General features: G+C 53.6%; 23 protein-coding genes and 3 tRNA genes. 23 read left to right on the top strand and 3 right to left on the bottom strand.

Annotated elements, in window-relative coordinates; all coding sequences use genetic code 11:
* Positions 1 to 5 precede the first annotated feature (5 nt).
* Positions 6 to 1058 (bottom strand): small ribosomal subunit biogenesis GTPase RsgA, encoded by a 1053-nt coding sequence (gene rsgA, locus ACLJRS_RS14810; RefSeq protein WP_000041945.1) that lies wholly within the window; start codon positions 1056 to 1058, stop codon positions 6 to 8.
* A gap of 106 nt (positions 1059 to 1164) precedes the next feature.
* On the opposite strand from rsgA, the gene orn reads away from it, so the two are divergent.
* Positions 1165 to 1710, top strand: coding sequence for an oligoribonuclease (orn, locus tag ACLJRS_RS14815; RefSeq protein ID WP_001271546.1), 546 nt, complete (start codon positions 1165 to 1167; stop codon positions 1708 to 1710).
* Between the two features lie 61 nt (positions 1711 to 1771).
* Here the strand turns inward: orn and ACLJRS_RS14820 are convergent, their stop codons facing one another.
* Entirely contained in the window at positions 1772 to 2512 is a 741-nt protein-coding gene (locus ACLJRS_RS14820) for an arginine ABC transporter substrate-binding protein (RefSeq protein WP_000727897.1), read from the bottom strand.
* A 275-nt stretch (positions 2513 to 2787) separates the two neighbouring features.
* Here ACLJRS_RS14820 and ACLJRS_RS14825 point away from each other — a divergent pair.
* The 3 genes from ACLJRS_RS14825 to ACLJRS_RS14835 all read left to right on the top strand — a co-directional run bounded on the left by ACLJRS_RS14825 (position 2788) and on the right by ACLJRS_RS14835 (position 3327).
* Positions 2788 to 2863: transfer RNA gene (locus tag ACLJRS_RS14825), tRNA-Gly, on the top strand.
* A 156-nt stretch (positions 2864 to 3019) separates the two neighbouring features.
* Positions 3020 to 3095 (top strand) — tRNA-Gly (locus ACLJRS_RS14830).
* 156 nt (positions 3096 to 3251) lie between these two features.
* Positions 3252 to 3327: transfer RNA gene (locus ACLJRS_RS14835), tRNA-Gly, on the top strand.
* Positions 3328 to 3596: 269 nt separating this feature from the next.
* On the opposite strand, the gene queG is transcribed toward ACLJRS_RS14835, so the two are convergent.
* Complete coding sequence (gene queG / locus ACLJRS_RS14840; RefSeq protein WP_001670426.1) at positions 3597 to 4736, bottom strand: tRNA epoxyqueuosine(34) reductase QueG; 1140 nt, start codon at positions 4734 to 4736, stop codon at positions 3597 to 3599.
* On the opposite strand from queG, the gene nnr reads away from it, so the two are divergent.
* From nnr to ACLJRS_RS14935, 19 genes are all read left to right on the top strand, one after another.
* Entirely contained in the window at positions 4735 to 6282 is a 1548-nt protein-coding gene (gene nnr / locus ACLJRS_RS14845; protein WP_000968675.1) for a bifunctional ADP-dependent NAD(P)H-hydrate dehydratase/NAD(P)H-hydrate epimerase, read from the top strand. The genes queG and nnr overlap by 2 nt on opposite strands.
* Positions 6254 to 6715 (top strand): tRNA (adenosine(37)-N6)-threonylcarbamoyltransferase complex ATPase subunit type 1 TsaE, encoded by a 462-nt coding sequence (tsaE, locus tag ACLJRS_RS14850; RefSeq protein ID WP_000981984.1) that lies wholly within the window; start codon positions 6254 to 6256, stop codon positions 6713 to 6715. The genes nnr and tsaE overlap by 29 nt, the downstream gene beginning before the upstream one ends.
* Positions 6716 to 6731: 16 nt before the next feature.
* Positions 6732 to 8054 (top strand): N-acetylmuramoyl-L-alanine amidase AmiB, encoded by a 1323-nt coding sequence (amiB, locus tag ACLJRS_RS14855; RefSeq protein ID WP_000640354.1) that lies wholly within the window; start codon positions 6732 to 6734, stop codon positions 8052 to 8054.
* A gap of 9 nt (positions 8055 to 8063) precedes the next feature.
* Positions 8064 to 9920, top strand: coding sequence for a DNA mismatch repair endonuclease MutL (gene mutL / locus ACLJRS_RS14860; RefSeq protein ID WP_001122554.1), 1857 nt, complete (start codon positions 8064 to 8066; stop codon positions 9918 to 9920).
* Positions 9913 to 10863, top strand: a complete 951-nt coding sequence (gene miaA / locus ACLJRS_RS14865) for a tRNA (adenosine(37)-N6)-dimethylallyltransferase MiaA (protein WP_001000737.1) — start codon at positions 9913 to 9915, stop codon at positions 10861 to 10863. The genes mutL and miaA overlap by 8 nt, the downstream gene beginning before the upstream one ends.
* Before the next feature lie 82 nt (positions 10864 to 10945).
* On the top strand, positions 10946 to 11254 hold the full coding sequence (gene hfq, locus ACLJRS_RS14870; RefSeq protein ID WP_001051875.1) for an RNA chaperone Hfq: 309 nt from the start codon (positions 10946 to 10948) through the stop codon (positions 11252 to 11254).
* Between the two features lie 71 nt (positions 11255 to 11325).
* A complete protein-coding gene (gene hflX / locus ACLJRS_RS14875; protein ID WP_000460338.1) occupies positions 11326 to 12606 on the top strand; it encodes a ribosome rescue GTPase HflX in 1281 nt (426 codons plus the stop codon).
* Positions 12607 to 12820: 214 nt separating this feature from the next.
* Entirely contained in the window at positions 12821 to 14080 is a 1260-nt protein-coding gene (hflK, locus tag ACLJRS_RS14880) for an FtsH protease activity modulator HflK (protein WP_000312505.1), read from the top strand.
* Between the two features lie 2 nt (positions 14081 to 14082).
* Positions 14083 to 15087 carry a protease modulator HflC gene (gene hflC, locus ACLJRS_RS14885; RefSeq protein ID WP_001232417.1) on the top strand — a complete coding sequence of 335 codons (1005 nt, stop codon included), beginning with the start codon at positions 14083 to 14085 and terminating at the stop codon, positions 15085 to 15087.
* Between the two features lie 78 nt (positions 15088 to 15165).
* Positions 15166 to 15363: a DUF2065 domain-containing protein gene (locus ACLJRS_RS14890; RefSeq protein ID WP_001089290.1), complete on the top strand. Its 198-nt coding sequence runs from the start codon at positions 15166 to 15168 to the stop codon at positions 15361 to 15363.
* A 102-nt stretch (positions 15364 to 15465) separates the two neighbouring features.
* Positions 15466 to 16764, top strand: a complete 1299-nt coding sequence (purA, locus tag ACLJRS_RS14895) for an adenylosuccinate synthase (RefSeq protein ID WP_000527960.1) — start codon at positions 15466 to 15468, stop codon at positions 16762 to 16764.
* A gap of 206 nt (positions 16765 to 16970) precedes the next feature.
* Positions 16971 to 17396, top strand: a complete 426-nt coding sequence (gene nsrR / locus ACLJRS_RS14900) for a nitric oxide-sensing transcriptional repressor NsrR (RefSeq protein ID WP_001177632.1) — start codon at positions 16971 to 16973, stop codon at positions 17394 to 17396.
* Between the two features lie 37 nt (positions 17397 to 17433).
* Positions 17434 to 19872 carry a ribonuclease R gene (gene rnr / locus ACLJRS_RS14905; protein ID WP_000076358.1) on the top strand — a complete coding sequence of 813 codons (2439 nt, stop codon included), beginning with the start codon at positions 17434 to 17436 and terminating at the stop codon, positions 19870 to 19872.
* A gap of 90 nt (positions 19873 to 19962) precedes the next feature.
* Positions 19963 to 20694, top strand: a complete 732-nt coding sequence (gene rlmB / locus ACLJRS_RS14910) for a 23S rRNA (guanosine(2251)-2'-O)-methyltransferase RlmB (RefSeq protein ID WP_001293274.1) — start codon at positions 19963 to 19965, stop codon at positions 20692 to 20694.
* A gap of 132 nt (positions 20695 to 20826) precedes the next feature.
* Positions 20827 to 21231, top strand: a complete 405-nt coding sequence (locus ACLJRS_RS14915) for a YjfI family protein (RefSeq protein WP_000312605.1) — start codon at positions 20827 to 20829, stop codon at positions 21229 to 21231.
* A 14-nt stretch (positions 21232 to 21245) separates the two neighbouring features.
* A complete protein-coding gene (locus ACLJRS_RS14920) occupies positions 21246 to 21944 on the top strand; it encodes a PspA/IM30 family protein (RefSeq protein WP_000511974.1) in 699 nt (232 codons plus the stop codon).
* Positions 21944 to 23014 (top strand): potassium channel family protein, encoded by a 1071-nt coding sequence (locus tag ACLJRS_RS14925; RefSeq protein WP_000899675.1) that lies wholly within the window; start codon positions 21944 to 21946, stop codon positions 23012 to 23014. Before ACLJRS_RS14920 ends, ACLJRS_RS14925 begins: the two co-directional genes overlap by 1 nt.
* Entirely contained in the window at positions 22987 to 23670 is a 684-nt protein-coding gene (locus ACLJRS_RS14930) for a YjfK family protein (RefSeq protein WP_000090290.1), read from the top strand. Before ACLJRS_RS14925 ends, ACLJRS_RS14930 begins: the two co-directional genes overlap by 28 nt.
* A 17-nt stretch (positions 23671 to 23687) precedes the next feature.
* Complete coding sequence (locus ACLJRS_RS14935) at positions 23688 to 24086, top strand: DUF350 domain-containing protein (RefSeq protein ID WP_000547737.1); 399 nt, start codon at positions 23688 to 23690, stop codon at positions 24084 to 24086.
* Positions 24087 to 24091 lie beyond the last annotated feature (5 nt).

Raw genomic sequence — 24091 nt, forward strand, 5'->3', positions numbered from 1 at the left:
ATCTGTCAGTCGTCCGTATCAGAAAAGTTTTTACGCGTTTTTACCTGCGCCATACTTTCAAGAATTCGGTGATAATTTTCGAAACGGGTTTCCGCGATAGCGCCGTTCTCTACCGCTTCGCGAATGGCGCAGCCTGGATCGGCGTCATGCTTGCAGTCCCGGTATTTGCAATGTCCCAAATAGTCATGAAATTCGACAAAGCCCTGGGTGATTTGTTCCGGCTCCAGATGCCATAAGCCGAACTCGCGCACGCCGGGGGAATCAATGACATCGCCGCCATGCGGGAAATGATACAGACGAGCAGCGGTAGTGGTATGTTGACCCAGACCGGAGACATTCGACACATCGTTCGTCAGAATCTCGTTCTGTAAGCCGAGCAGAGCGTTTAGCAGACTGGATTTTCCGACGCCGGACTGCCCGGCAAAAATACTGATGCGACCGGTTAACGCCTCTTCCAGCGGTTTCAGACCATCCTGCGTATGACTGGAGACCATCAGTACGCGATAGCCGATATTGCGGTAGATATCCATCTGCTCATTAACGAAGTCCATACCTTCGTCGTCCAGCAGATCAATTTTGTTGAGTACGATAAGCGGCTCAACCTGTAGGGTTTCACAGCCGACCAGATAGCGATCGATGATATTCAGCGACAGCTCCGGCAAAATCGCGGAGACGATAACGATTTGGTCAATGTTGGCGGCAATAGGCTTCACGCCGTCGTAGAAGTCCGGGCGCGTCAATACCGAGGTGCGCTCATGCACCGCTTCAACGATGCCTTTTACGTTGACGCCCTCTGCGGCGGCTTTGCCCGGACGCCAGACGACGCGATCGCCCGTCACCAGCGAACGGATAGTGCGGCGGATATTGCAGCGGTGAACCTCGCCGTCAGCAGACTCCACATCGGCATGCATACCAAAACGGCTTATGACGATACCTTCTGCAGGCTCGCCAAACAGGTTGTCATCGTAGTCGGCTTTCTCCGCGGACGTTTTTAAACGACGCTGGTGATTGGCGTTCACACGGCGCTGCTGGCCTTTGGAGAGTTTATTTTTGCTCAATCGTACTGGCTCCTGGTCGCCCATAGTGGGCAAAACATCTATGATACACGCAATTGTAGATGAATATAGTCACAGTGAATGTGACCTCTGAAGGGTGGAAAATAGCATGAGTGCCGATGAAAACAACCTGATTTGGATCGATCTGGAGATGACAGGTCTGGACCCCGAGCGCGATCGCATTATTGAGATAGCCACGCTGGTAACGGATGCCAGCCTGAATATTCTGGCGGAAGGGCCGACGATTGCGGTACATCAATCCGATGCGCAACTGGCGTTAATGGATGACTGGAACGTGCGCACCCATACCGGCAGCGGCCTGGTAGATCGCGTTAAGGCAAGTACGATGGGCGAACGAGACGCTGAACTGGCGACGATTGAATTTCTGAAAACGTGGGTGCCTGCGGGTAAGTCGCCGATTTGCGGTAACAGCATCGGTCAGGATCGTCGTTTTCTGTTTAAATATATGCCGGAACTGGAGGCCTACTTCCACTATCGCTATCTGGATGTCAGTACGCTCAAGGAACTGGCGCGCCGCTGGAAGCCGGAGATTCTGGCCGGCTTTACCAAGCAGGGCACGCACCAGGCGATGGATGATATTCGCGAGTCGGTGGCGGAGCTGGCTTACTACCGCGAGCATTTCATTAAGCTGTGAGGCGTAACATGCCGGATGGCAACGCCAGAGCGTCTCATCCGGCAGCTCTCCCGCCACTGAATTACTGCGTAAACCATTTCTCCTGCATCTGCGCATATTCCGGCGACGCTTTCACCTTGTCGAGCGCGGCATTAATTTCTTGCAATAGCGCGTCGTTGCCTTTGCGTACCGCAATGCCTAACCCTTTTCCGTAGTAGTCAGGATCGCTGGCGCGTTCATCCATGATGGCGTAATCCGGATTGTTTTTTAGCCACTTACCAATCGCGGCGACATCGCCAAACACGCCCTCAAGACGGTTGTTTTTCAGATCGGTAAAGGCGTTTAGATAGCTGTCATAGGCGACAGGCGTGATAGCTTGTTGTTTATCCTGCAAATAGCGCTGATGCGTTGTACCGTTTTCCAGACCGACTTTTTTGCCTTTCAGATCGGCAAAAGTGTGATAAGCCCCTTTACGCGTGACGACTACCGCCGATAGACCTTCGTAATAGGGTTGGCTAAAGGAGACCTGCTGCTCACGTTTGGGCGTCATATCCATACCGGCGATCACCGCATCAAACTTTTTGAAGCGTAGGCTGGGGATCAGACTATCAAAGCTCTGGTTAGTGAATGAGCACTCCGCTTGCATCTCTTTGCAGACCGCGTTGGCGACATCAATATCGAAACCAACAATTTTATTATCGGCATCGACAAACTCATAGGGCGCATAGGTGGCGGAGGTGCCAAAATGTAATGTTCTGGCGGAAACGGAAGCGGCGTGAACGGAGAGGCTGGCTAACAGCATGACAATAAGTTTTTTTTTCATCTTGATCCCTGATATCAATTGGATGTTGTGGTCACCGTGCTATTCTTTTTTTGGCGCAGGGTGCTATTCTGATTCTGTGCCTTTAGGCGTGGCGTGAAAAGTTTTTTGTTGCATAGCGCACGCTTTGCTCGTTTTTTGTCTTGTTTGGTGATTTAATCAGCATTCAAACAAAAATCGCGAAAAAATGCGTTCAGGGGCTTGCAGCTAAATGGATTTCTCGTATAATGCGCCTCCCGTAACGACGCAGAAATGCGAATTACGACAGCAACAAATTTGCGGGAATAGCTCAGTTGGTAGAGCACGACCTTGCCAAGGTCGGGGTCGCGAGTTCGAGTCTCGTTTCCCGCTCCAAAATTTGAAAGTACTTGTTAAGTACAGACCACCAATCGCAGGATTTCGAATTGCGACAAGGCGGCAACTGAATGAGTCCTCAGGAGCTTACTGAAGTAAGTGATTGAGGCGAGTGAAGGCAGCCAACGCAGTAGCGGTTCGAAAGACGAAGATTATGCGGGAATAGCTCAGTTGGTAGAGCACGACCTTGCCAAGGTCGGGGTCGCGAGTTCGAGTCTCGTTTCCCGCTCCAAAATTTGAAAGTGCTTGTTAAGCACAGACCACCAATCGCAGGATTTCGAATTGCGACAAGGCGGCAACTGAATGAGTTCTCAGGAGCTTACTGAAGTAAGTGACTCAGGCGAGTGAAGGCAGCCAACGCAGTAGCGGTTCGAAAGACGAAGATTATGCGGGAATAGCTCAGTTGGTAGAGCACGACCTTGCCAAGGTCGGGGTCGCGAGTTCGAGTCTCGTTTCCCGCTCCAATTCTTATCTACAGTAAAATTATCCACAACGAATATCGCGTTGGGGCACGTTTTGTTCCGCTTTCGTCAGATCCTTGTAAACAGACTTATCCACAGGGCGGCCCATTACTCCTGGAATGCAAAAAATTATACCTGACGCGTAGAATTTCTATAATTTACTGAAAAATATAGAAAAAATAAGATTTCAAAACGTTAGCGTTATTGTCTGTTCCTTTTTTCCCTCTTGAATCGCAATGTGTTTTTATTTTTATACACAGCCTGTGAATAATTCACGCATCGCGCACCAGCCCTTTTTCAATCACCCTGACCAGACGCTGTTTTTTCGGTAGCTGCACTTCAATGATGCAGGCGTTGCGCTTTTCAATTTGTTGCGCAATCGCCCATTCGATATGCTCATCAAGAAGTGGATGCTCACCCTTGCGGCTTTCCAGCGCCGTAATGACGGCATTACTCCACGGCGCATTCCCCAGCGCGACGGCAACATTGCGCAGCCAGCGTAAATGGCCAATGCGCCGAATCGCAGAACCTTCAGTGACTTTCAGAAACTGCGCTTCGCTCCAGCTAAACAACTCAAGCAAATCTGGGTTATGCAGCGCCTTGCGTGGGCTAAAATCTGCTTCGTCGGTCAACTGAGAGTAACGATTCCACGGACAGATAAGCTGGCAGTCATCGCAGCCGTAAATACGGTTACCTATCAGTGGGCGAAATGCTTCCGGAATAGCGCCTTCCAGCTCAATGGTGAGATAAGAAATACAGCGCCGCGCGTCCACCGTATACGGTTCGACAATCGCCCCGGTCGGGCAAATGGTCATACAGGCGACGCATTTGCCGCAACCTTCCTCGACCGGCTGGTCGACCGGCAGCGGTAAATCAATCAGCAATTCCCCCAGGAAAAAGAATGAGCCCGCCTCCCGATTAAGGATAAGTGAGTGCTTACCCGTCCAGCCAAGTCCGGCTTTTTCCGCTAATGGGCGTTCAAGAATAGGCGCAGAGTCGACAAACGGTCTAAAATTCAGCGAACCGCAGTACTGCTGGATCTGCTCGCCCAGTTTTTTAAGGCGGCTGCGTAACAGCTTGTGATAATCACGCCCCAGCGCATATCGGCTAACGTAGCCCAGCGTGGGATCCTTCAACGTACTGGCAAACGCGGCGTTGGCGGGCAGATAGTTCATGCGCACGCTGATGACACGTAGCGTACCGGGTAAGAGTTCATGAGGCCGGGCGCGCATCATACCGTGGCGCGCCATCCATGCCATCTCGCCGTGGTATTGTTTGTCCAGCCACGCCTGCAGCGCAGGTTCGGATGCGCGCAGATCGGTATCAGTAATACCGACCTGCTGAAAGCCCAGCTCCAGCCCCCACTGCTTAATATTTTGTGCTAACTGATTGAGATCGAGGGGCTTTGACATGATGGACCATAACATGAAGAAAAACCCTGTAAGTATACCACACTCCATTTGGCCCGCCGATGACATCAAACGGCTGGAACGCGATGCGGCGGATGCCTTCGGACTCACACTCTATGAATTGATGCTGCGCGCTGGCGACGCGGCATTTCGGGTAGCCCGTGACAGTTATCCTGACACCCGACACTGGCTGGTGTTGTGTGGTCATGGCAACAACGGCGGCGATGGTTACGTCGTGGCGCGACTAGCGCAAGCGGCGGGCATTAGCGTAACGTTGCTGGCGCAGGAGAGCGACAAACCGTTACCTGAAGAAGCGGCGCAGGCGCGCGATGCCTGGCTGAATGCTGGCGGCATTATCCATGCTGCCGATATTATCTGGCCGGAAGCGACGGATCTGATTATCGACGCGCTGCTTGGCACCGGCATAGCCCAGGCGCCGCGCGACCCGGTAGCCGGTCTGATTGAACAGGCGAACGCTCATCCTGCGCCGGTTGTCGCCGTCGATATCCCGTCAGGTCTGCTGGCGCAAACGGGCGCCACGCCTGGCGCGGTGATAAGCGCCGCGCATACGGTCACGTTTATCGCCCTGAAACCAGGCCTGCTGACCGGCAAAGCGCGTGACGTTACCGGCATATTGCATTATGACGCGTTGGGACTGGAAGGCTGGCTGGCGAGCCAGACGCCGCCGCTCCGGCGTTTTGACGCGACGCAGTTGGGGCAATGGCTAACGCCGCGTCGACCGACCTCGCATAAGGGCGATCATGGTCGTCTGGCGATTATTGGAGGCGACCAGGGAACAGCGGGCGCAATTCGGATGGCTGGCGAGGCGGCGCTGCGTACGGGAGCTGGCTTGGTCAGAGTACTGACCCGCGGTGAAAACATCGCGCCGTTGCTGACGGCCCGCCCGGAACTGATGGTACATGAACTCACGCCTCAGTCGCTGGAAGAGAGCCTGACCTGGGCTGACGTTGTGGTGATCGGCCCGGGGCTTGGACAGCAGGAATGGGGCAAAAAAGCCTTACAGAAAGTAGAAAACGTCCGTAAACCTATGCTGTGGGATGCGGATGCGTTGAACCTACTGGCAATCAATCCTGATAAACGTCACAATCGCGTGATTACGCCGCATCCGGGAGAGGCGGCCCGCCTGTTAGGATGTTCTGTGGCAGAAATTGAAAGTGATCGCTTACTTTCAGCACAGCGTCTGGTAAAACGGTATGGAGGCGTGGTCGTGTTAAAAGGCGCAGGAACGATTATCGCCGCTGAACACCACCCTCTGGCTATCATTGACGCTGGTAATGCGGGGATGGCGAGCGGCGGGATGGGCGATGTCCTGTCCGGCATCATCGGCGCATTGCTCGGACAGAAGTTTACCCCGTATGATGCGGCATGTGTGGGATGTGTGGCTCACGGCGCGGCGGCGGACTTACTGGCAGCGCGTTATGGCGCTCGCGGCATGTTGGCGACCGATCTTTTTACTACGCTGCGGCGTATTGTTAACCCTGATGTGATTGACGTAAACCATGATGAATCGAGTAATTCCGCTACCTGACGAACAGGCGACGCTAGACCTGGGGCAACGGGTAGCCAACGCCTGCGATGGCGCGACCGTTATTTATCTGTATGGCGATTTAGGTGCCGGTAAAACGACGTTTAGCCGGGGATTTTTACAGGCGTTAGGCCATAACGGTAATGTAAAAAGCCCCACCTATACGCTGGTAGAGCCTTATGCGCTTGATAACATGATGGTGTATCACTTCGACTTATACCGTCTTGCGGACCCGGAGGAGCTGGAGTTTATGGGCATTCGCGATTATTTCGCCAACGACGCCATTTGTCTGGTGGAGTGGCCGCAACAAGGTAAAGGCGTTCTCCCCGACCCGGACGTCGAAATCCATATTGATTACCAGGCGCAGGGGCGTGAGGCTCGCGTAAGCGCGGTATCCTCATCGGGTCATTCGTTACTGGCGCGTTTAGCCGATTAGCTATAAAGGTGGCGGGATGATTTATCGCATCAAAAATGCCGTAATAGCAGCCTTAATCCTGCTGTGCGCGCAGGCGGGCGCCGCCAGTCTCTCTGATATTCAGGTGTCCAACGGCGAGCAGCAGGCGCGCATTACGCTGAGTTTTATCGGCGAGCCGGAATATGCTTACTCACAGGACGGTAAACGGACCGTGGCGCTGGATATCAGGCAGACCGGCGTGATTCAGGGGCTGCCGCTTCAGTTTAGCGGTAACAATCTGGTAAAAACGATCCGTGCCGGAACGCCGAAAGATGCGCAATCTTTACGGTTGCTTGTCGATCTGACGGAAAATGGTAAAACCGAGGCGGTGAAGCGGCAAAACGGCGGCAACTATACGGTCATTTTCACCATTAATGCCGATGTTCCGCCGCCGCCACCACCGCCTGTCGTCGCGAAACGGGTTGAAAGCGCGCCCCGTCCGACGGAGCCTGCCCGTAATCCGTTTAAATCTTCTGATGATCGCCTGACCGGCGTAACCAGCAGCAATACCGTTACGCGGCCTGCGGCGCGCGCGTCAGCAGGCGCTGGCGATAAAGTGGTGATTGCTATTGATGCCGGGCATGGAGGTCAGGACCCCGGCGCAATAGGCCCGGGCGGTACGCGCGAGAAAAATGTCACCATCGCCATCGCGCGTAAGTTACGCACATTGCTGAATAACGATCCGATGTTTAAAGGCGTGCTGACGCGTGACGGCGACTATTTTATTTCGGTGATGGGGCGGTCTGACGTGGCGCGTAAGCAAAACGCTAACTTCCTTGTCTCTATTCATGCGGATGCCGCGCCAAATCGCGACGCCACCGGCGCCTCCGTCTGGGTATTGTCCAATCGTCGTGCGAACAGCGAAATGGCAAACTGGCTTGAGCAGCATGAGAAGCAATCCGAACTGTTAGGCGGCGCTGGCGATGTGCTGGCGAACAGTCAGTCAGACCCTTATCTGAGCCAGGCGGTACTGGATTTGCAATTCGGTCATTCGCAGCGGGTAGGGTATGATGTGGCGACGAACGTGCTAAGCCAACTCGACGGCGTGGGGTCGCTGCATAAACGCCGCCCGGAACACGCTAGCCTGGGCGTGTTGCGTTCGCCGGATATCCCGTCCATTTTGGTGGAGACGGGCTTTATCAGTAATCACGGCGAAGAGCGATTGCTGGCGAGCGACCGCTATCAGCAGCAGATTGCTGACGCTATATACCGGGGGTTGCGTAAGTACTTTGCAGCGCATCCGATCCAGTCTGCGCCGCAGGGCGGCCCAGGCCAGACGGCCAGTACCAACCAGCCTGGCGCCATAACCGCCGCGAATTAAGGAGATTTCATGCCGATTCAGGTTCTGCCGCCGCAGCTTGCGAACCAAATCGCCGCTGGCGAAGTGGTGGAACGCCCTGCGTCGGTTGTTAAAGAGCTGGTAGAGAATAGTCTGGATGCAGGCGCCACCCGCGTTGATATCGACATCGAGCGTGGCGGCGCGAAGCTTATTCGTATTCGCGACAATGGCTGCGGCATTAAAAAAGAGGAGCTGGCGCTGGCGCTGGCCCGTCATGCCACCAGTAAAATCGCCTCGCTTGACGATCTGGAAGCGATTATCAGTCTGGGATTTCGCGGCGAAGCGCTGGCCAGTATCAGTTCGGTCTCGCGTTTGACGCTAACGTCGCGCACGGCGGAGCAGGCGGAAGCCTGGCAGGCGTATGCGGAAGGGCGCGACATGGACGTGACGGTAAAACCCGCCGCGCACCCGGTCGGCACCACCCTGGAAGTTCTGGATCTCTTTTATAATACGCCCGCCCGGCGCAAATTCATGCGTACCGAAAAAACGGAATTTAATCACATCGATGAGATCATCCGTCGTATTGCATTGGCCCGTTTTGACGTCACGCTTAACCTGTCGCACAACGGCAAATTGGTACGGCAGTATCGCGCTGTCGCAAAGGACGGGCAAAAAGAGCGCCGGTTAGGCGCCATCTGCGGCACGCCGTTTCTCGAACAGGCACTGGCGATCGAGTGGCAGCATGGCGATCTGACCCTGCGCGGCTGGGTCGCCGATCCGAATCACACCACCACGGCGTTAACGGAGATCCAGTACTGTTATGTGAATGGCCGCATGATGCGCGACCGCTTGATCAACCATGCCATTCGCCAGGCCTGTGAAGATAAACTGGGCGCGGACCAACAGCCTGCGTTTGTGTTGTATCTGGAGATTGACCCGCATCAGGTGGATGTCAATGTTCATCCCGCCAAGCACGAAGTGCGTTTTCATCAATCGCGGCTGGTGCACGACTTCATCTATCAAGGGGTGCTGAGCGTTCTACAACAGCAGACGGAAACGACGCTGCCGCTGGAGGAGATTGCGCCAGCGCCGCGGCATGTCCCGGAAAACCGTATCGCCGCCGGGCGCAACCATTTTGCTGTACCCGCCGAGCCAACTGCGGCGCGCGAGCCCGCGACACCGCGTTATTCCGGCGGCGCATCGGGCGGTAACGGCGGGCGTCAGTCCGCAGGTGGTTGGCCGCACGCGCAGCCAGGTTATCAGAAGCAGCAGGGCGAGGTTTATCGCGCGCTTTTACAGACGCCGACGACGAGCCCCGCGCCGGAGCCGGTTGCGCCTGCGCTTGACGGACATAGCCAGAGTTTCGGTCGCGTACTGACAATAGTCGGCGGTGACTGCGCGTTGCTGGAACACGCGGGGACTATCCAGCTCTTGTCGCTGCCGGTTGCGGAGCGTTGGCTGCGTCAGGCGCAGCTTACACCGGGTCAAAGCCCGGTTTGCGCGCAGCCGTTGCTGATTCCGCTGCGTTTAAAAGTGAGCGCCGATGAAAAAGACGCGCTGCAACAAGCCCAATCTTTATTGGGAGAATTGGGTATTGAATTTCAGTCAGATGCGCAGCATGTGACCATTCGGGCGGTGCCTTTACCCTTACGACAACAAAATTTACAAATCTTGATTCCTGAACTGATAGGCTACCTGGCGCAACAGACCACATTTGCAACGGTCAATATTGCACAATGGATAGCGCGTAATGTGCAGAGCGAACATCCGCAGTGGTCGATGGCGCAGGCCATATCGCTGCTGGCGGATGTTGAGCGGCTATGTCCGCAGCTGGTAAAAGCGCCGCCGGGTGGCCTGTTACAACCTGTTGATTTACATTCGGCGATGAACGCCCTGAAGCATGAATGATGTAAGCAAGGCGAGCCTGCCTAAGGCGATATTTTTGATGGGGCCGACGGCCTCCGGCAAAACGGCGCTGGCGATAGAACTGCGTAAAGTTTTGCCAGTAGAGTTGATAAGCGTTGATTCCGCCCTCATTTATCGGGGAATGGATATTGGCACGGCTAAGCCGAATGCCGATGAGCTGAAAGCGGCGCCGCATCGACTGCTGGATATACGCGACCCGTCGCAGGCGTATTCGGCGGCGGATTTTCGCCGCGACGCGTTAGAGCAAATGGCGGAGATCACCGCTGCGGGGCGTATCCCGCTGTTAGTGGGCGGTACCATGCTGTATTTTAAGGCATTGCTGGAAGGGTTATCGCCGCTGCCTTCAGCAGATCCGGAAGTCAGATCCCGGATAGAGCAGCAAGCAGCGGAGCTTGGATGGGAGGCGTTGCATCAGCAACTTCAGGAGATAGATCCGGTTGCCGCCGCGCGAATTCATCCAAATGATCCGCAAAGACTTTCCCGGGCACTGGAAGTTTTTTTCATTTCGGGTAAAACTTTAACGGAGCTAACGCAAACGTCAGGAGACGCGCTACCGTACCAGGTGCATCAGTTCGCTATCGCCCCGGCGAGCCGTGAACTGCTCCATCAGCGCATTGAACTGCGTTTTCATCAGATGTTGGCTTCAGGTTTTGAAGCAGAAGTCCGGGCGCTTTTTGCCCGAGGAGATTTGCATACGGACTTGCCTTCCATCCGTTGTGTGGGATACCGCCAGATGTGGTCATACATTGAGGGCGAAATCTCATATGATGAAATGGTTTATAGAGGTGTTTGCGCCACGAGACAGTTGGCGAAGCGCCAGATGACCTGGTTGCGCGGTTGGGAAGGGGTGCGCTGGCTTGACAGTGAGAATCCCGATCGGGCGCGAAAAGAAGTATTACAGGTTGTTGGTGCTATCGCAGACTGAATGTGTACAATTGAGACGTATCGTGCGCAATTTTTCAGAATCGAAAGGTTCAAAGTACAAATAAGCATATAAGGAAAAGAGAATGGCTAAGGGGCAATCTTTACAAGATCCGTTCCTGAACGCATTGCGTCGGGAACGTGTTCCAGTTTCTATTTATTTGGTGAATGGTATTAAGCTGCAAGGTCAAATCGAGTCCTTTGATCAGTTCGTGATCCTGTTGAAGAACACGGTCAGCCAGATGGTTTATAAGCACGCGATTTCTACTGTTGTCCCGTCTCGCCCGGTTTCCCATCACAGCAACAATGCCGGTGGCGGCGCCAGCAATAACTACCATCACGGTAGCAACGCGCAGGGTTCTACTGCGCAACAGGACAGCGAAGAGACTGAATAAGTTCACGCGCTGTTTATCCATGTCGGGGGCGTCGGATAATCGCCCCCGCTGGTTATTAAGAGGGTTTACGCTTGTTTGACCGTTATGATGCCGGTGAGCAGGCGGTACTGGTACACATCTATTTTTCGCAAGACAAAGATATGGAAGACCTCCAGGAGTTTGAATCTCTGGTCTCTTCCGCCGGTGTCGAAGCAATGCAGGTGATTACCGGTAGCCGTAAAGCACCGCACCCGAAGTACTTTGTAGGTGAAGGTAAGGCAGTTGAAATTGCGGAAGCCGTGAAAGCGACTGGCGCAGCGGTCGTATTGTTTGATCATGCATTGAGTCCAGCCCAGGAGCGAAACCTGGAGCGTTTGTGCGAGTGCCGGGTTATCGATCGCACCGGTCTTATCTTAGATATTTTTGCCCAACGTGCGCGTACCCATGAAGGTAAGTTGCAGGTTGAGCTGGCGCAGCTACGCCATCTGGCTACGCGTCTGGTGCGTGGCTGGACCCACCTTGAACGTCAGAAAGGCGGGATTGGTTTGCGCGGTCCGGGTGAAACCCAGCTCGAAACCGACCGTCGTTTACTGCGTAATCGCATTGTGCAGATTCAGTCGCGCCTGGAGAAAGTTGAGAAGCAACGTGAGCAGGGGCGGCAGTCGCGCATCAAGGCCGACGTTCCGACGGTATCGCTGGTGGGCTATACCAACGCCGGAAAATCCACCCTTTTTAATCAGATCACTGAAGCGCGGGTCTATGCGGCAGATCAGCTATTTGCGACGCTGGACCCCACATTACGTCGTATTGATGTAGCGGATGTCGGTGAAACCGTTCTGGCGGATACGGTAGGCTTTATCCGCCATTTACCGCACGATCTGGTGGCTGCCTTTAAAGCTACCCTGCAAGAGACGCGTCAGGCGACGCTGCTGCTGCATGTGGTCGATGCGGCGGATGTTCGTGTGCAGGAAAACATCGAGGCGGTAAACACCGTTCTCGAAGAGATTGACGCTCACGAAATCCCCACCTTAATGGTGATGAACAAAATCGATATGCTGGACGACTTTGAACCGCGTATCGACAGAGATGAAGAGAATAAACCCATCCGCGTTTGGCTTTCAGCGCAAAGCGGCGTGGGGATACCACAGCTTTTTCAGGCTTTGACGGAGCGTCTTTCCGGCGAGGTGGCGCAGCATACGCTGCGTTTGCCGCCGCAGGAAGGGCGTCTGAGAAGTCGGTTTTATCAGCTTCAGGCAATAGAAAAAGAGTGGATGGAGGAAGACGGTAGCGTCAGTCTGCAGGTACGAATGCCGATTGTCGACTGGCGTCGCCTCTGTAAACAAGAACCGGCGTTGATCGAATACGTGATCTAGACGCGAAGTCATTCAGGTCGTATTGAGGCGGTAGCTGAGAGAATCTCAGGAGCTCACAACTAAGTGACCTGGGGTAAAAAAGCCGCCACTCAAGACGCAGCCTGAAAGATGATGTCTGTAACGGCGGTTCGTCTGAAGCATGGAGTAATTTCGCCTTATCCTCTGAGGTCGAAAGACAACGGGGATCACCGCATAACAAATATGGAGCACAAACATGGCGTGGAATCAGCCCGGTAATAACGGACAGGACCGCGACCCGTGGGGAAGCAGCAAACCTGGCAGCAACTCTGGGGGAAATGGAAACAAAGGTGGCCGCGATCAGGGACCTCCCGATCTGGATGATATCTTCCGTAAGCTGAGTAAAAAACTCGGTGGTTTTGGGGGCGGTAAAGGCACCGGTTCCGGCGGCGGTAGCTCATCGCAAGGTCCGCGTCCGCAACTGGGAGGCCGTATTGTCGCCATCGCCGCGGCGGCAGTAGTCATTATCTGGGCGGCCAGCGGTTTTTATACCATTAAAGAAGCCGAGCGCGGCGTTGTGACGCGTTTTGGTAAATTCAGCCATCTGGTAGAGCCAGGTCTGAACTGGAAGCCGACATTTATTGACGACGTCACGCCGGTGAACGTCGAAGCGGTGCGCGAACTGGCGGCGTCAGGCGTGATGCTGACGTCTGATGAAAACGTCGTGCGCGTTGAAATGAACGTGCAATACCGCGTCACCGATCCGCAGAAATATCTGTTTAGCGTGACCAGCCCGGACGATAGCCTGCGTCAGGCCACCGACAGCGCGCTGCGTGGCGTCATTGGTAAATACACGATGGATCGCATCCTGACCGAAGGTCGTACCGTTATTCGTAGCGATACCCAACGCGAGCTGGAAGAGACTATCAAACCGTACAACATGGGGATTACCCTGCTGGACGTGAACTTCCAGGCTGCGCGTCCGCCGGAAGAGGTGAAAGCCGCCTTTGACGACGCGATTGCCGCACGTGAAAACGAGCAGCAGTACATTCGTGAAGCGGAAGCGTATACCAACGAAGTTCAGCCGCGCGCCAACGGTCAGGCGCAGCGTATTCTGGAAGAGGCACGCGCCTATAAAACCCAGACTATCCTGGAAGCGCAGGGTGAAGTCGCCCGGTTTGCGAAGATTTTGCCGGAATATAAAGCTGCGCCTCAGATTACACGCGAGCGTCTGTATATTGAAACGATGGAAAAAGTGCTGAGCCATACCCGTAAAGTACTGGTTAACGACAAGAGCGGTAATTTAATGGTGCTGCCGTTAGATCAGATGCTGAAAGGCGGGAATGCGCCGGCGGCAAAGAGCGACAATAGCGCCAGCAACCTGCTGCGCCTGCCGCCGTCCACAAAATCTAACGCCAGCGGAGCAAGTAACACGTCGTCCTCAAATCAGGGCGATATTATGGACCAACGCCGCGCGAATGCGCAGCGTAACGACTACCAGCGTCAGGGGGAATAACGATGCGTAAGTCAGTTATTGCGATTATCATCATCGTGCTGGTAGTGCTCTACATGTCCGTCTTTGTGGTCAAAGAGGGCGAGCGCGGCATTACGCTGCGTTTTGGTAAAGTTCTGCGTGACGATGAGAACAAACCGCTGGTTTACGCGCCGGGTCTGCACTTTAAGATCCCGTTTATTGAATCAGTGAAAATGCTTGATGCGCGTATCCAGACGATGGATAACCAGGCCGATCGCTTTGTGACTAAAGAGAAGAAAGACCTGATTGTCGACTCCTACATCAAATGGCGTATCAGCGACTTTAGCCGTTACTATCTGGCGACCGGCGGCGGCGATATTTCGCAAGCCGAAGTGCTGTTAAAACGTAAATTCTCGGACCGTTTGCGTTCTGAGATTGGTCGCCTGGACGTAAAAGACATCGTGACCGATTCTCGTGGTCGCCTGACTCTGGAAGTGCGCGACGCGCTGAACTCCGGTTCAGCCGGTACCGATGATGAAGTAGCGACCCCGGCGGCGGATGATGCGATTGCCGAAGCGGCGGAACGCGTCACGGCGGAAACCAAAGGTAAAGTACCGGTCATCAACCCGAACAGTATGGCGGCGTTGGGTATCGAAGTGGTCGATGTGCGTATTAAGCAAATCAACCTGCCGACCGAGGTTTCTGAGGCGATTTACAACCGTATGCGCGCCGAGCGTGAAGCGGTCGCGCGTCGTCATCGCTCACAAGGTCAGGAAGAAGCGGAAAAACTGCGTGCGGCTGCTGACTATGAGGTGACGAAAACTCTGGCGGAAGCCGAGCGCCAGGGGCGTATCATGCGTGGTGAAGGTGATGCTGAAGCCGCGAAGCTGTTTGCCGACGCGTTCAGTCAGGACCCTGATTTCTACGCGTTCATTCGTAGTCTGCGCGCTTACGAGAAGAGCTTCGAAGGTAATCAGGACGTGATGGTACTGAGCCCGGACAGCGATTTCTTCCGCTACATGAAGACACCGAGTTCGACGACACGCTAAAATAGCGTCAGCGGTTTTAGACCAGCAAAACCACCGCATCCAAAGGATGCCGGTGGTTTTCTTTTATAAGGGCGATAAATGAATTCAACAATCTGGTTGGCGCTTGCTCTGGTATTAGTCCTCGAAGGGCTGGGACCGATGCTGTATCCCGGCGCATGGAAAAAAATGGTTTCGGCACTGGCGCAACTGCCGGAAAATGTTTTACGTCGTTTTGGCGGCGGACTTGTGGTCGCGGGAGTTGTGGTCTACTACATGTTGAGGAAAACGATTGGCTGAGCAAAAAGTGGTCGGATTTGCCGCAGATTGAGTGCAAAAAGTGCTGTATATCTGAAAAAGCGATGGTAGAATCCATTTTTAAGCAAACGGTGATTTTGAAAAATGGGTAACAACGTCGTCGTACTGGGCACCCAATGGGGTGACGAAGGTAAAGGAAAGATCGTCGATCTTCTGACTGAACGGGCTAAATATGTTGTACGCTACCAGGGCGGTCACAACGCAGGCCATACTCTCGTAATCAACGGTGAAAAAACCGTTCTCCATCTTATTCCATCAGGTATTCTTCGCGAGAATGTAACCAGCATCATCGGTAACGGTGTTGTGCTGTCTCCGGCCGCGCTGATGAAAGAGATGAAAGAACTGGAAGACCGTGGCATCCCCGTTCGTGAGCGTCTGCTGCTGTCTGAAGCCTGTCCGCTGATCCTTGATTATCACGTTGCGCTGGATAACGCGCGTGAGAAAGCGCGTGGCGCGAAAGCGATCGGCACCACCGGTCGTGGAATCGGGCCTGCTTATGAAGATAAAGTGGCACGTCGCGGTCTGCGTGTTGGTGACCTTTTCGACAAAGAAACCTTCGCTGAAAAACTGAAAGAAGTGATGGAATATCACAACTTCCAGTTGGTTAACTACTACAAAGCTGAAGCGGTTGATTACCAGAAAGTTCTGGATGATACGATGGCTGTTGCCGACATCCTGACTTCTATGGTTGTTGACGTTTCGGACCTGCTCGACCAGGCGCGTCAGCGTGGCGATTTCGTCATGTTTGAAGGTGCGCAGGGTACCCTGCTGGATATCGACCACGGTACTTATCCGTACGTAACTTCTTCTAACACCACTGCAGGTGGCGTGGCGACCGGTTCCGGCCTGGGCCCGCGTTATGTTGATTACGTTCTGGGTATCCTCAAGGCTTACTCCACTCGTGTAGGTGCAGGTCCGTTCCCGACCGAACTGTTTGATGAAACCGGCGAGTTCCTCTGCAAGCAGGGTAACGAATACGGCGCCACTACCGGCCGTCGTCGTCGTACCGGCTGGCTGGACACCGTTGCCGTTCGTCGTGCGGTACAGCTGAACTCCCTGTCTGGCTTCTGCCTGACCAAACTGGACGTGCTGGATGGCCTGAAAGAGGTGAAACTCTGCGTGGCTTACCGTATGCCGGATGGTCGCGAAGTGACTACCACTCCGCTGGCAGCTGACGACTGGAAAGGTGTAGAGCCGATTTACGAAACCATGCCGGGCTGGTCTGAATCCACCTTCGGCGTGAAAGATCGTAGCGGCCTGCCGCAGGCGGCGCTGAACTACATCAAACGTATCGAAGAACTGACCGGCGTGCCGATTGATATTATTTCTACCGGCCCCGATCGTACTGAGACGATGATTCTGCGCGACCCGTTCGACGCGTAAATCTGGTACGCCTGGCAGATATTTTGCTTGCCGGGCTAACAGTGTGATACATTGCTGTGTCGGGTAAGCCATTACGCTATCCGACACAGTGTTAAATCCTCGCTTTTTTCCTTCCCCGAACTGAAATAAATTAGCGACACAGCTTGTGGCTGGTTTATCATCAATATAAATGTATTTTTCCCGTTTTCCCTTTTCCTGAGGTTGATGTGCAGTTAACGAGTTTCACCGATTACGGCTTACGTGCGCTAATCTATATGGCGTCGTTACCAGATGGACGAATGACCAGCATTTCTGAGGTGACAGAAGTCTACGGCGTGTCCCGTAATCATATGGTCAAAATTATCAATCAGCTTAGCCGGGCGGGCTTTGTCACCGCCGTTCGGGGAAAAAATGGCGGTATCCGCCTGGGTAAACCGGCTAATACTATTTGTATTGGCGATGTGGTGCGTGAGCTGGAACCCTTATCACTGGTCAACTGTAGCAGCGAATTTTGCCACATCACCCCTGCCTGTCGTCTGAAACAGGCGCTTTCTAAGGCCGTGCAGAGTTTTCTCAAGGAGCTGGATAACTACACGCTTGCCGATTTGGTTGAAGAGAATCAACCGCTTTATAAATTATTACTGGTGGAGTGAAGTAAACTTCATTAGAGATGACAATGGAGGAACCTCAATGTCACAAGATCCTTTCCAGGAACGCGAAGCAGAAAAATACGCGAATCCTATCCCGAGCCGGGAATTTATCCTCGAACATTTAACGAAACGTGAAAAACCGGCCAGTCGCGAAGAACTGGCCGTAGAACTGAATATTGAAGGCGAAGAGCAGCTTGAAGCCTTGCGTCGCCGCCTGCGCGCGATGGAGCGCGATGGACAACTGGTCTTTACTCGCCGCCAGTGCTATGCGCTGCCGGAACGCCTCGACCTGCTGAAAGGCACCGTGATCGGTCATCGTGATGGTTACGGTTTCTTACGTGTCGAAGGCCGCAAAGACGATCTGTATCTTTCCAGCGAGCAGATGAAAACCTGTATTCATGGCGATCAGGTGCTGGCGCAGCCGCTGGGCGCCGATCGTAAAGGTCGCCGCGAAGCGCGTATCGTCCGTGTACTGGTACCGAAAACCAGTCAGATAGTCGGGCGTTATTTCACCGATGCGGGCGTCGGCTTTGTGGTGCCGGACGACAGCCGTCTCAGCTTCGACATTCTTATCCCGCCAGAAGACGTCATGGGCGCGCGGATGGGGTTCGTGGTCGTGGTTGAACTGACCCAACGTCCAACTCGCCGTACTAAAGCGGTAGGGAAAATCGTCGAAGTGCTGGGCGACAATATGGGCACCGGTATGGCGGTTGATATGGCGCTGCGTACCCATGAAATACCTTACATCTGGCCGCAGGCGGTAGAGCAGCAGGTCGCCGGGCTGAAAGAAGAGGTGCCGGAAGAGGCGAAAGTCGGTCGTGTCGATCTGCGCGATTTGCCGCTGGTCACTATTGATGGCGAAGATGCCCGTGACTTTGACGACGCGGTTTACTGTGAGAAAAAACGCGGCGGCGGCTGGCGTTTGTGGGTCGCTATTGCTGACGTGAGCTATTATGTACGGCCGCCAACGCCGCTGGATCGCGAGGCGCGCAATCGCGGCACGTCGGTTTACTTCCCGTCACAGGTTGTCCCAATGTTGCCGGAGGTGCTCTCCAACGGTCTGTGTTCGCTAAACCCGCAGGTTGACAGGCTGTGTATGGTCTGTGAAATGACCATCTCGGCGAAAGGTCGGCTGACCGGCTACAAATTCTATGAAGCGGTGATGAGCTCCCATGCGCGTCTGACCTATACCAAAGTCTGGCATATGCTGCAGGGCGATCAGGATCTGCGTGAACAATATGCGCCGCTGGTGAAGCATATTGAAGAGCTGCACAACCTCTACAAAGTGCTGGATAAAGCGCGTGAAGAGCGCGGGGGGATCTCGTTTGAGAGCGAAGAGGCGAAGTTTATCTTTAACGCCGAACGTCGCATTGAGCGTATCGAACAGACCCAGCGTAATGACGCGCATAAGCTTATCGAAGAGTGCATGATCATGGCGAATATATCGGCGGCGCGCTTTGTCGAAAAAGCTAAAGAGCCGGCGCTATTCCGTATTCATGATAAGCCCACCACCGAAGCGATCACCTCATTCCGTTCCGTACTGGCGGAGCTGGGGTTGGAGCTGCCGGGCGGAAATAAACCGGAACCGCGCGATTATGCCGAACTGCTTGAATCGATTGCCGACCGGCCGGACGCCGAAATGCTGCAAACTATGCTGCTGCGTTCAATGAAGCAGGCGATTTACGATCCGGAAAACCGCGGGCACTTTGGCCTGGCGTTGCAGTCTTATGCGCACTTTACCTCGCCGATTCGCCGCTATCCGGATCTTTCTTTGCACCGCGCCATTAAGTACCTGCTGGCGAAAGAGCAAGGGAACAAGGGCAACACCACAGAAACGGGCGGTTATCACTACTCGATGGAAGAGATGTTGCAGCTCGGCCAGCACTGTTCGATGGCGGAACGCCGCGCTGATGAAGCGACGCGTGATGTCTCCGACTGGCTGAAATGTGACTTTATGCTGGATCAGGTAGGCAACGTCTTTAAGGGCGTGATTGCCAGCGTCACCGGTTTCGGCTTCTTTGTCCGTCTTGATGAACTGTTTATCGATGGGCTGGTACACGTTTCCTCACTGGATAACGATTACTATCGCTTCGATCAGGTAGGGCAACGTCTGATTGGCGAATCCGGCGGGCAGACATATCGCCTGGGCGACCGGGTCGAGGTACGCGTCGAAGCGGTGAATATGGACGAACGGAAAATTGACTTTAGCTTGATTTCCAGCGAGCGCGCACCGCGTAACGTCGGCAAAACGGCGCGTGAAAAAGCGAAAAAAGGTGAAAGTAAAAACGCCGGTAAACGTCGTCAGGTAGGTAAAAAAGTTAACTTCGAGCCTGATAGCGCCTTCCGCGGCGAGAAAAAAGCGAAGCCGAAAGCAGCGAAAAAAGACGCGAGAAAAGCAAAAAAGCCATCGGCTAAAACGCAGAAAATAGCCGCAGCGACCAAAGCGAAGCGTGCGGTGAAGAAAAAAGCGGCAGAGTGAGCAATACCCTCTTCAAACAGAAGAGGGTGAATTATCTGTAGGCCGGGCAAGCGTAGCGCCCCCGGCAAAACGTAAACAATGAGTACATTAATGAGCGAAATGATTTACGGCATCCACGCAGTGCAGGCCCTGCTGGAGCGCGCCCCTGAACGTTTTCAGGAAGTCTTTATTTTAAAAGGCCGTGAAGATAAACGTCTGTTGCCGCTGATTCACGCCCTTGAGTCCCAGGGCGTGGTTATCCAGCTGGCAAACCGCCAATATCTCGACGAGAAAAGCGACGGTGCCGTGCATCAGGGCATTATCGCTCGTGTGAAACCAGGCCGGCAGTATCAGGAAAACGATCTGCCGGATCTGATCGCATTACACGATCGCCCTTTTTTGTTGATCCTCGATGGCGTCACCGATCCGCATAATCTTGGCGCCTGTCTGCGCAGCGCCGATGCCGCTGGCGTACATGCGGTAATCGTGCCGAAAGACCGCTCCGCGCAACTTAACGCGACGGCGAAGAAAGTCGCCTGCGGCGCAGCGGAAAGCGTGCCGTTGATCCGCGTCACCAACCTGGCGCGCACGATGCGCATGTTGCAGGAAGAGAATATCTGGATTGTCGGGACGGCGGGCGAGGCTGACCATACGCTGTATCAGAGCAAAATGCCTGGCCGCATGGCGCTGGTCATGGGCGCAGAAGGTGAAGGTATGCGTCGTCTGACCCGTGAGCACTGCGATGAGCTGATCAGCATTCCTATGGCTGGTAGCGTGTCGTCGCTGAATGTCTCTGTGGCGACCGGGATTTGTCTGTTTGAAGCCGTTCGCCAGCGAACCTGACGCTAATAGTATTTTTTAAGAAAATAACCATCCATAATCGGATGGTTTTTTTTTATCTTTGGCTGGTAATATAAAAAGCAAAACCTACCCTGTAACTCCCTTTATTTATAAAAAAGAGATAGAGATAATAATATGGCATGGACTCCACGGACGCTGGCGGATGCGTTAAACAACATCGCCGAATTAGATATTGATATAGAAAATAATGAGTCTTCATTAATAATAAAAATGAATGATTATGGCGATTTACCACTGGCGGTTTTATTTACCTCGCAACAAATAGTTATCGAGACTTATATCTGTCCGGTAAATACGATTAGAGATACCGCGGAATTTAATCTTTTCTTACTGAGAAATCAGAAGGTTTTACCGCTGTCTTCGGTCGGTATTACTCAGGTAAAACAGGAGGAATATTATGTCGCTTTTGGCGCGCTGTCGTTAAATTCGTCGCTTGCCGACGTGACGCTGGAAATCACCACGCTTGTAGAAAATGCGTTGGATATCGCTGAAATAACACAAGTCTATTCACAGGAATAATACAGGCGGCTTACATGGGAATTTTAAAAAGTTTGTTCACGTTAGGTAAATCATTCGTTGCTCAGGCAGAAGACGCCATTGATGAAGCGCAGGGTGTACGTATGCTGGAGCAGCATATTCGCGACGCAAAAGCCGAGCTGGATAAAGCGGGTAAATCCAGAGTGGATTTATTGGCGCGGGTGAAGTTAAGCCATGACAAGCTGAATGATTTACGTGAGCGTAAAGCCAGCCTTGAAACACGGGCGTTGGCGGCAATGAGTAAGAATGTCGACGCCGCTTTACTCAACGAAGTGGCGGAAGAAATAGCCCGTCTGGAAAATGCCATTCTTGCCGAAGAACAGGTGCTGACTAATCTGGAAGCCTCTCGCGATGCGGTGGAGAAGGCCGTAACGGCGACAGGCCAGCGGATTGCGCAGTTTGAGCAGCAACTTGAAGTGGTTAAGGCGACAGAAGCCATGCAGCGCGCGCAGCAGGCGGTGACGACCTCGACCGTCGGAGCCGCGTCGAATGTGTCTACGGCGGCGGAGTCGCTTAAACGTTTACAAACGCGTCAGGCTGAACGCCAGGCCCGGCTGGATGCCGCCGCGCAGCTGGAAAAAGTCGCCGATGGACGCGACCTGGATGAAAAACTGGCGCAGGCGGGTATTGGCGCAACCAATAAAAGCAATGCTCAGGATGTGTTGGCGCGTTTACAGCGTCAACAAGGCGAATAATGCTCTTTACGTGGATTGTCAAAACCTGCCAGCGTCATTTGTCCAGACTGACCTGGCCCGCTTTGCTGGGCCTGTTTATCGGGCAGTATCTGCTTTGTTATCTGGTGCTGCGCCTGTTGCGCGAAAGCGCGTTGGTGAGCCAGTTAAGCGATTTTATCTATTACTGCTCGGTGGTGGGTTCCACATTAGGTTTTGGCGATCTTAGCCCGCAGACGGCGCCAGGACGTCTGTTCACCGCGCTGTGGCAAATTCCGGTTAGCGTCGGGTTGTTCGGCGCGTTAATGGGAAAAGTGATTGCGCAGGTACAGGGAATGTTAGCGAAAGGAATAACGGGCATGGGCGATTATCGCCATTTACACCATCATATGCTGGTGATTGGCTGGCGGGGTCATCAAACCGAAAAGATGATCTCATTGCTGCTATATGACAAGCGGCGTGCCTTTGAACGGGTTCTGCTGTGCGAACTGGAAGATATTCAGCATCCGCTGCCGGGTAATAACTGGGTGGATTTTATCCGCATCAGCAACTTTAACGATCCGCAGGAACACCAGCGCATGGGGCTGGAGCAGTGCCAGAGCGTGATTATTTTCGCTCGTACCGATGAGCAGACCTTCACGGCGGCGCTCTCGCTGGCAGACTATGTACCCGCGCAGTGCCATATTGTGGTTTATCTGGAAGACGAGCGTTATGCCGGATTACTGGAAACCCACTGCCCGCGCATGGAGATAGTCCGTAACCTTTCCGCTGAACAACTTTCCCGTTCCATTCAGGACCCAGGATCATCGCAATCTGTCGCTTCCATTATGAATCCGATGCTGGGCGATACCGGATTCGCGCTGCCTGTCCCGGCTTCTGTCGCGCCTATGCGATACGGCGCGCTAATGCGTTATATGAAGCTTCATCATGACGCGACGGTGCTGGGGATCAGTCACTGCAAGAATGGTCGTGGTATGGAATTGAATCCGGTGATTTCAACTGAAGTCAGAGGCGGTATGTGGCTACATCTGGTCGGTAATAATCGCATTCTGGCTGAAGAGGTCGCATGGCAAGAGATAGAGGTTCCCCTATGATGCAATTTTTTCAGCGTTTGCTCGGTAAAACAAGCGCGCCAGCGCCGATTCGCGGACCATTAGGATTACATCTTAACGCCGGTTTCACGCTGGATACGCTGGCATTTCGGCTACTGGAGTCGTCGTTGCTGGTGGCGCTACCGGGTGAAAAATACACTGTCGCGGCAGCGAGTCGCATAGATTTAGGCGGCGGCAGTCAGATTTTTCGCTACTACACCTCTGGCGATGAGTTTCTACAAATTAACACCACTGGCGGCACGGATGTTGACGACATTGATGACATCAAACTTTTTGTATATGAGGAAAGTTTCGGTATTAACGAGGAACGTCACTGGCGTTCAGCCATTGCGCCAGCGGCAATAGGGCCGATGACGCTCAACTGGCAAGAACGGCGCTGGCAGCGCTTTTTTAACCATGAAGAGCCGGGCAATATTGAACCTGTCTACATGCTGGAAAAGGTTGAAAATCAGCAGGCAGAGAAATGGGACGTTCACAATTTTACGATGGGCTTCCAGCGCCAGGTGACGGATGACGCCTGGGAGTATCTTCTATTGAACGGGGAAGAATCATTTAATGAGCGCGGTGAGCCTGAATGGGTGTTTTCACGCGCCCTCGGCGTGGATATCCCGCTCACTTCACTGACGGTTATTGGTTAAGCACATACAGGGAAATTATGCATATACTGGACGCATTACTGGCTTTCTGCGCCTATTTTTTTATTGGCGCGGCAATGGTCATTGTATTTCTTTTTATTTACTCAAAGATAACGCCGCATAATGAATGGCAGCTGATAAAAAATAACAATACTGCGGCATCGCTGGCCTTTAGCGGTACGTTGCTGGGCTATGTCATCCCCTTATCCAGCGCGGCGATAAACTCGGTCAGTATCCCGGACTATTTTGCCTGGGGCGGCATTGCGCTGGTGATTCAACTGCTGATTTATGGTTGCGTAAGGTTATACATGCCTACGCTGAGCGAAAAAATTATTCATCACAACGTGGCGGCGGGGCTATTTATGGGAACCGCAGCGCTGGCTGGCGGTATTTTTAACGCTGCCTGTATGACATGGTAACGGAA

Source organism: Salmonella sp. SAL00670 (assembly GCF_046552235.1).
GTDB lineage: Bacteria > Pseudomonadota > Gammaproteobacteria > Enterobacterales > Enterobacteriaceae > Salmonella > Salmonella enterica.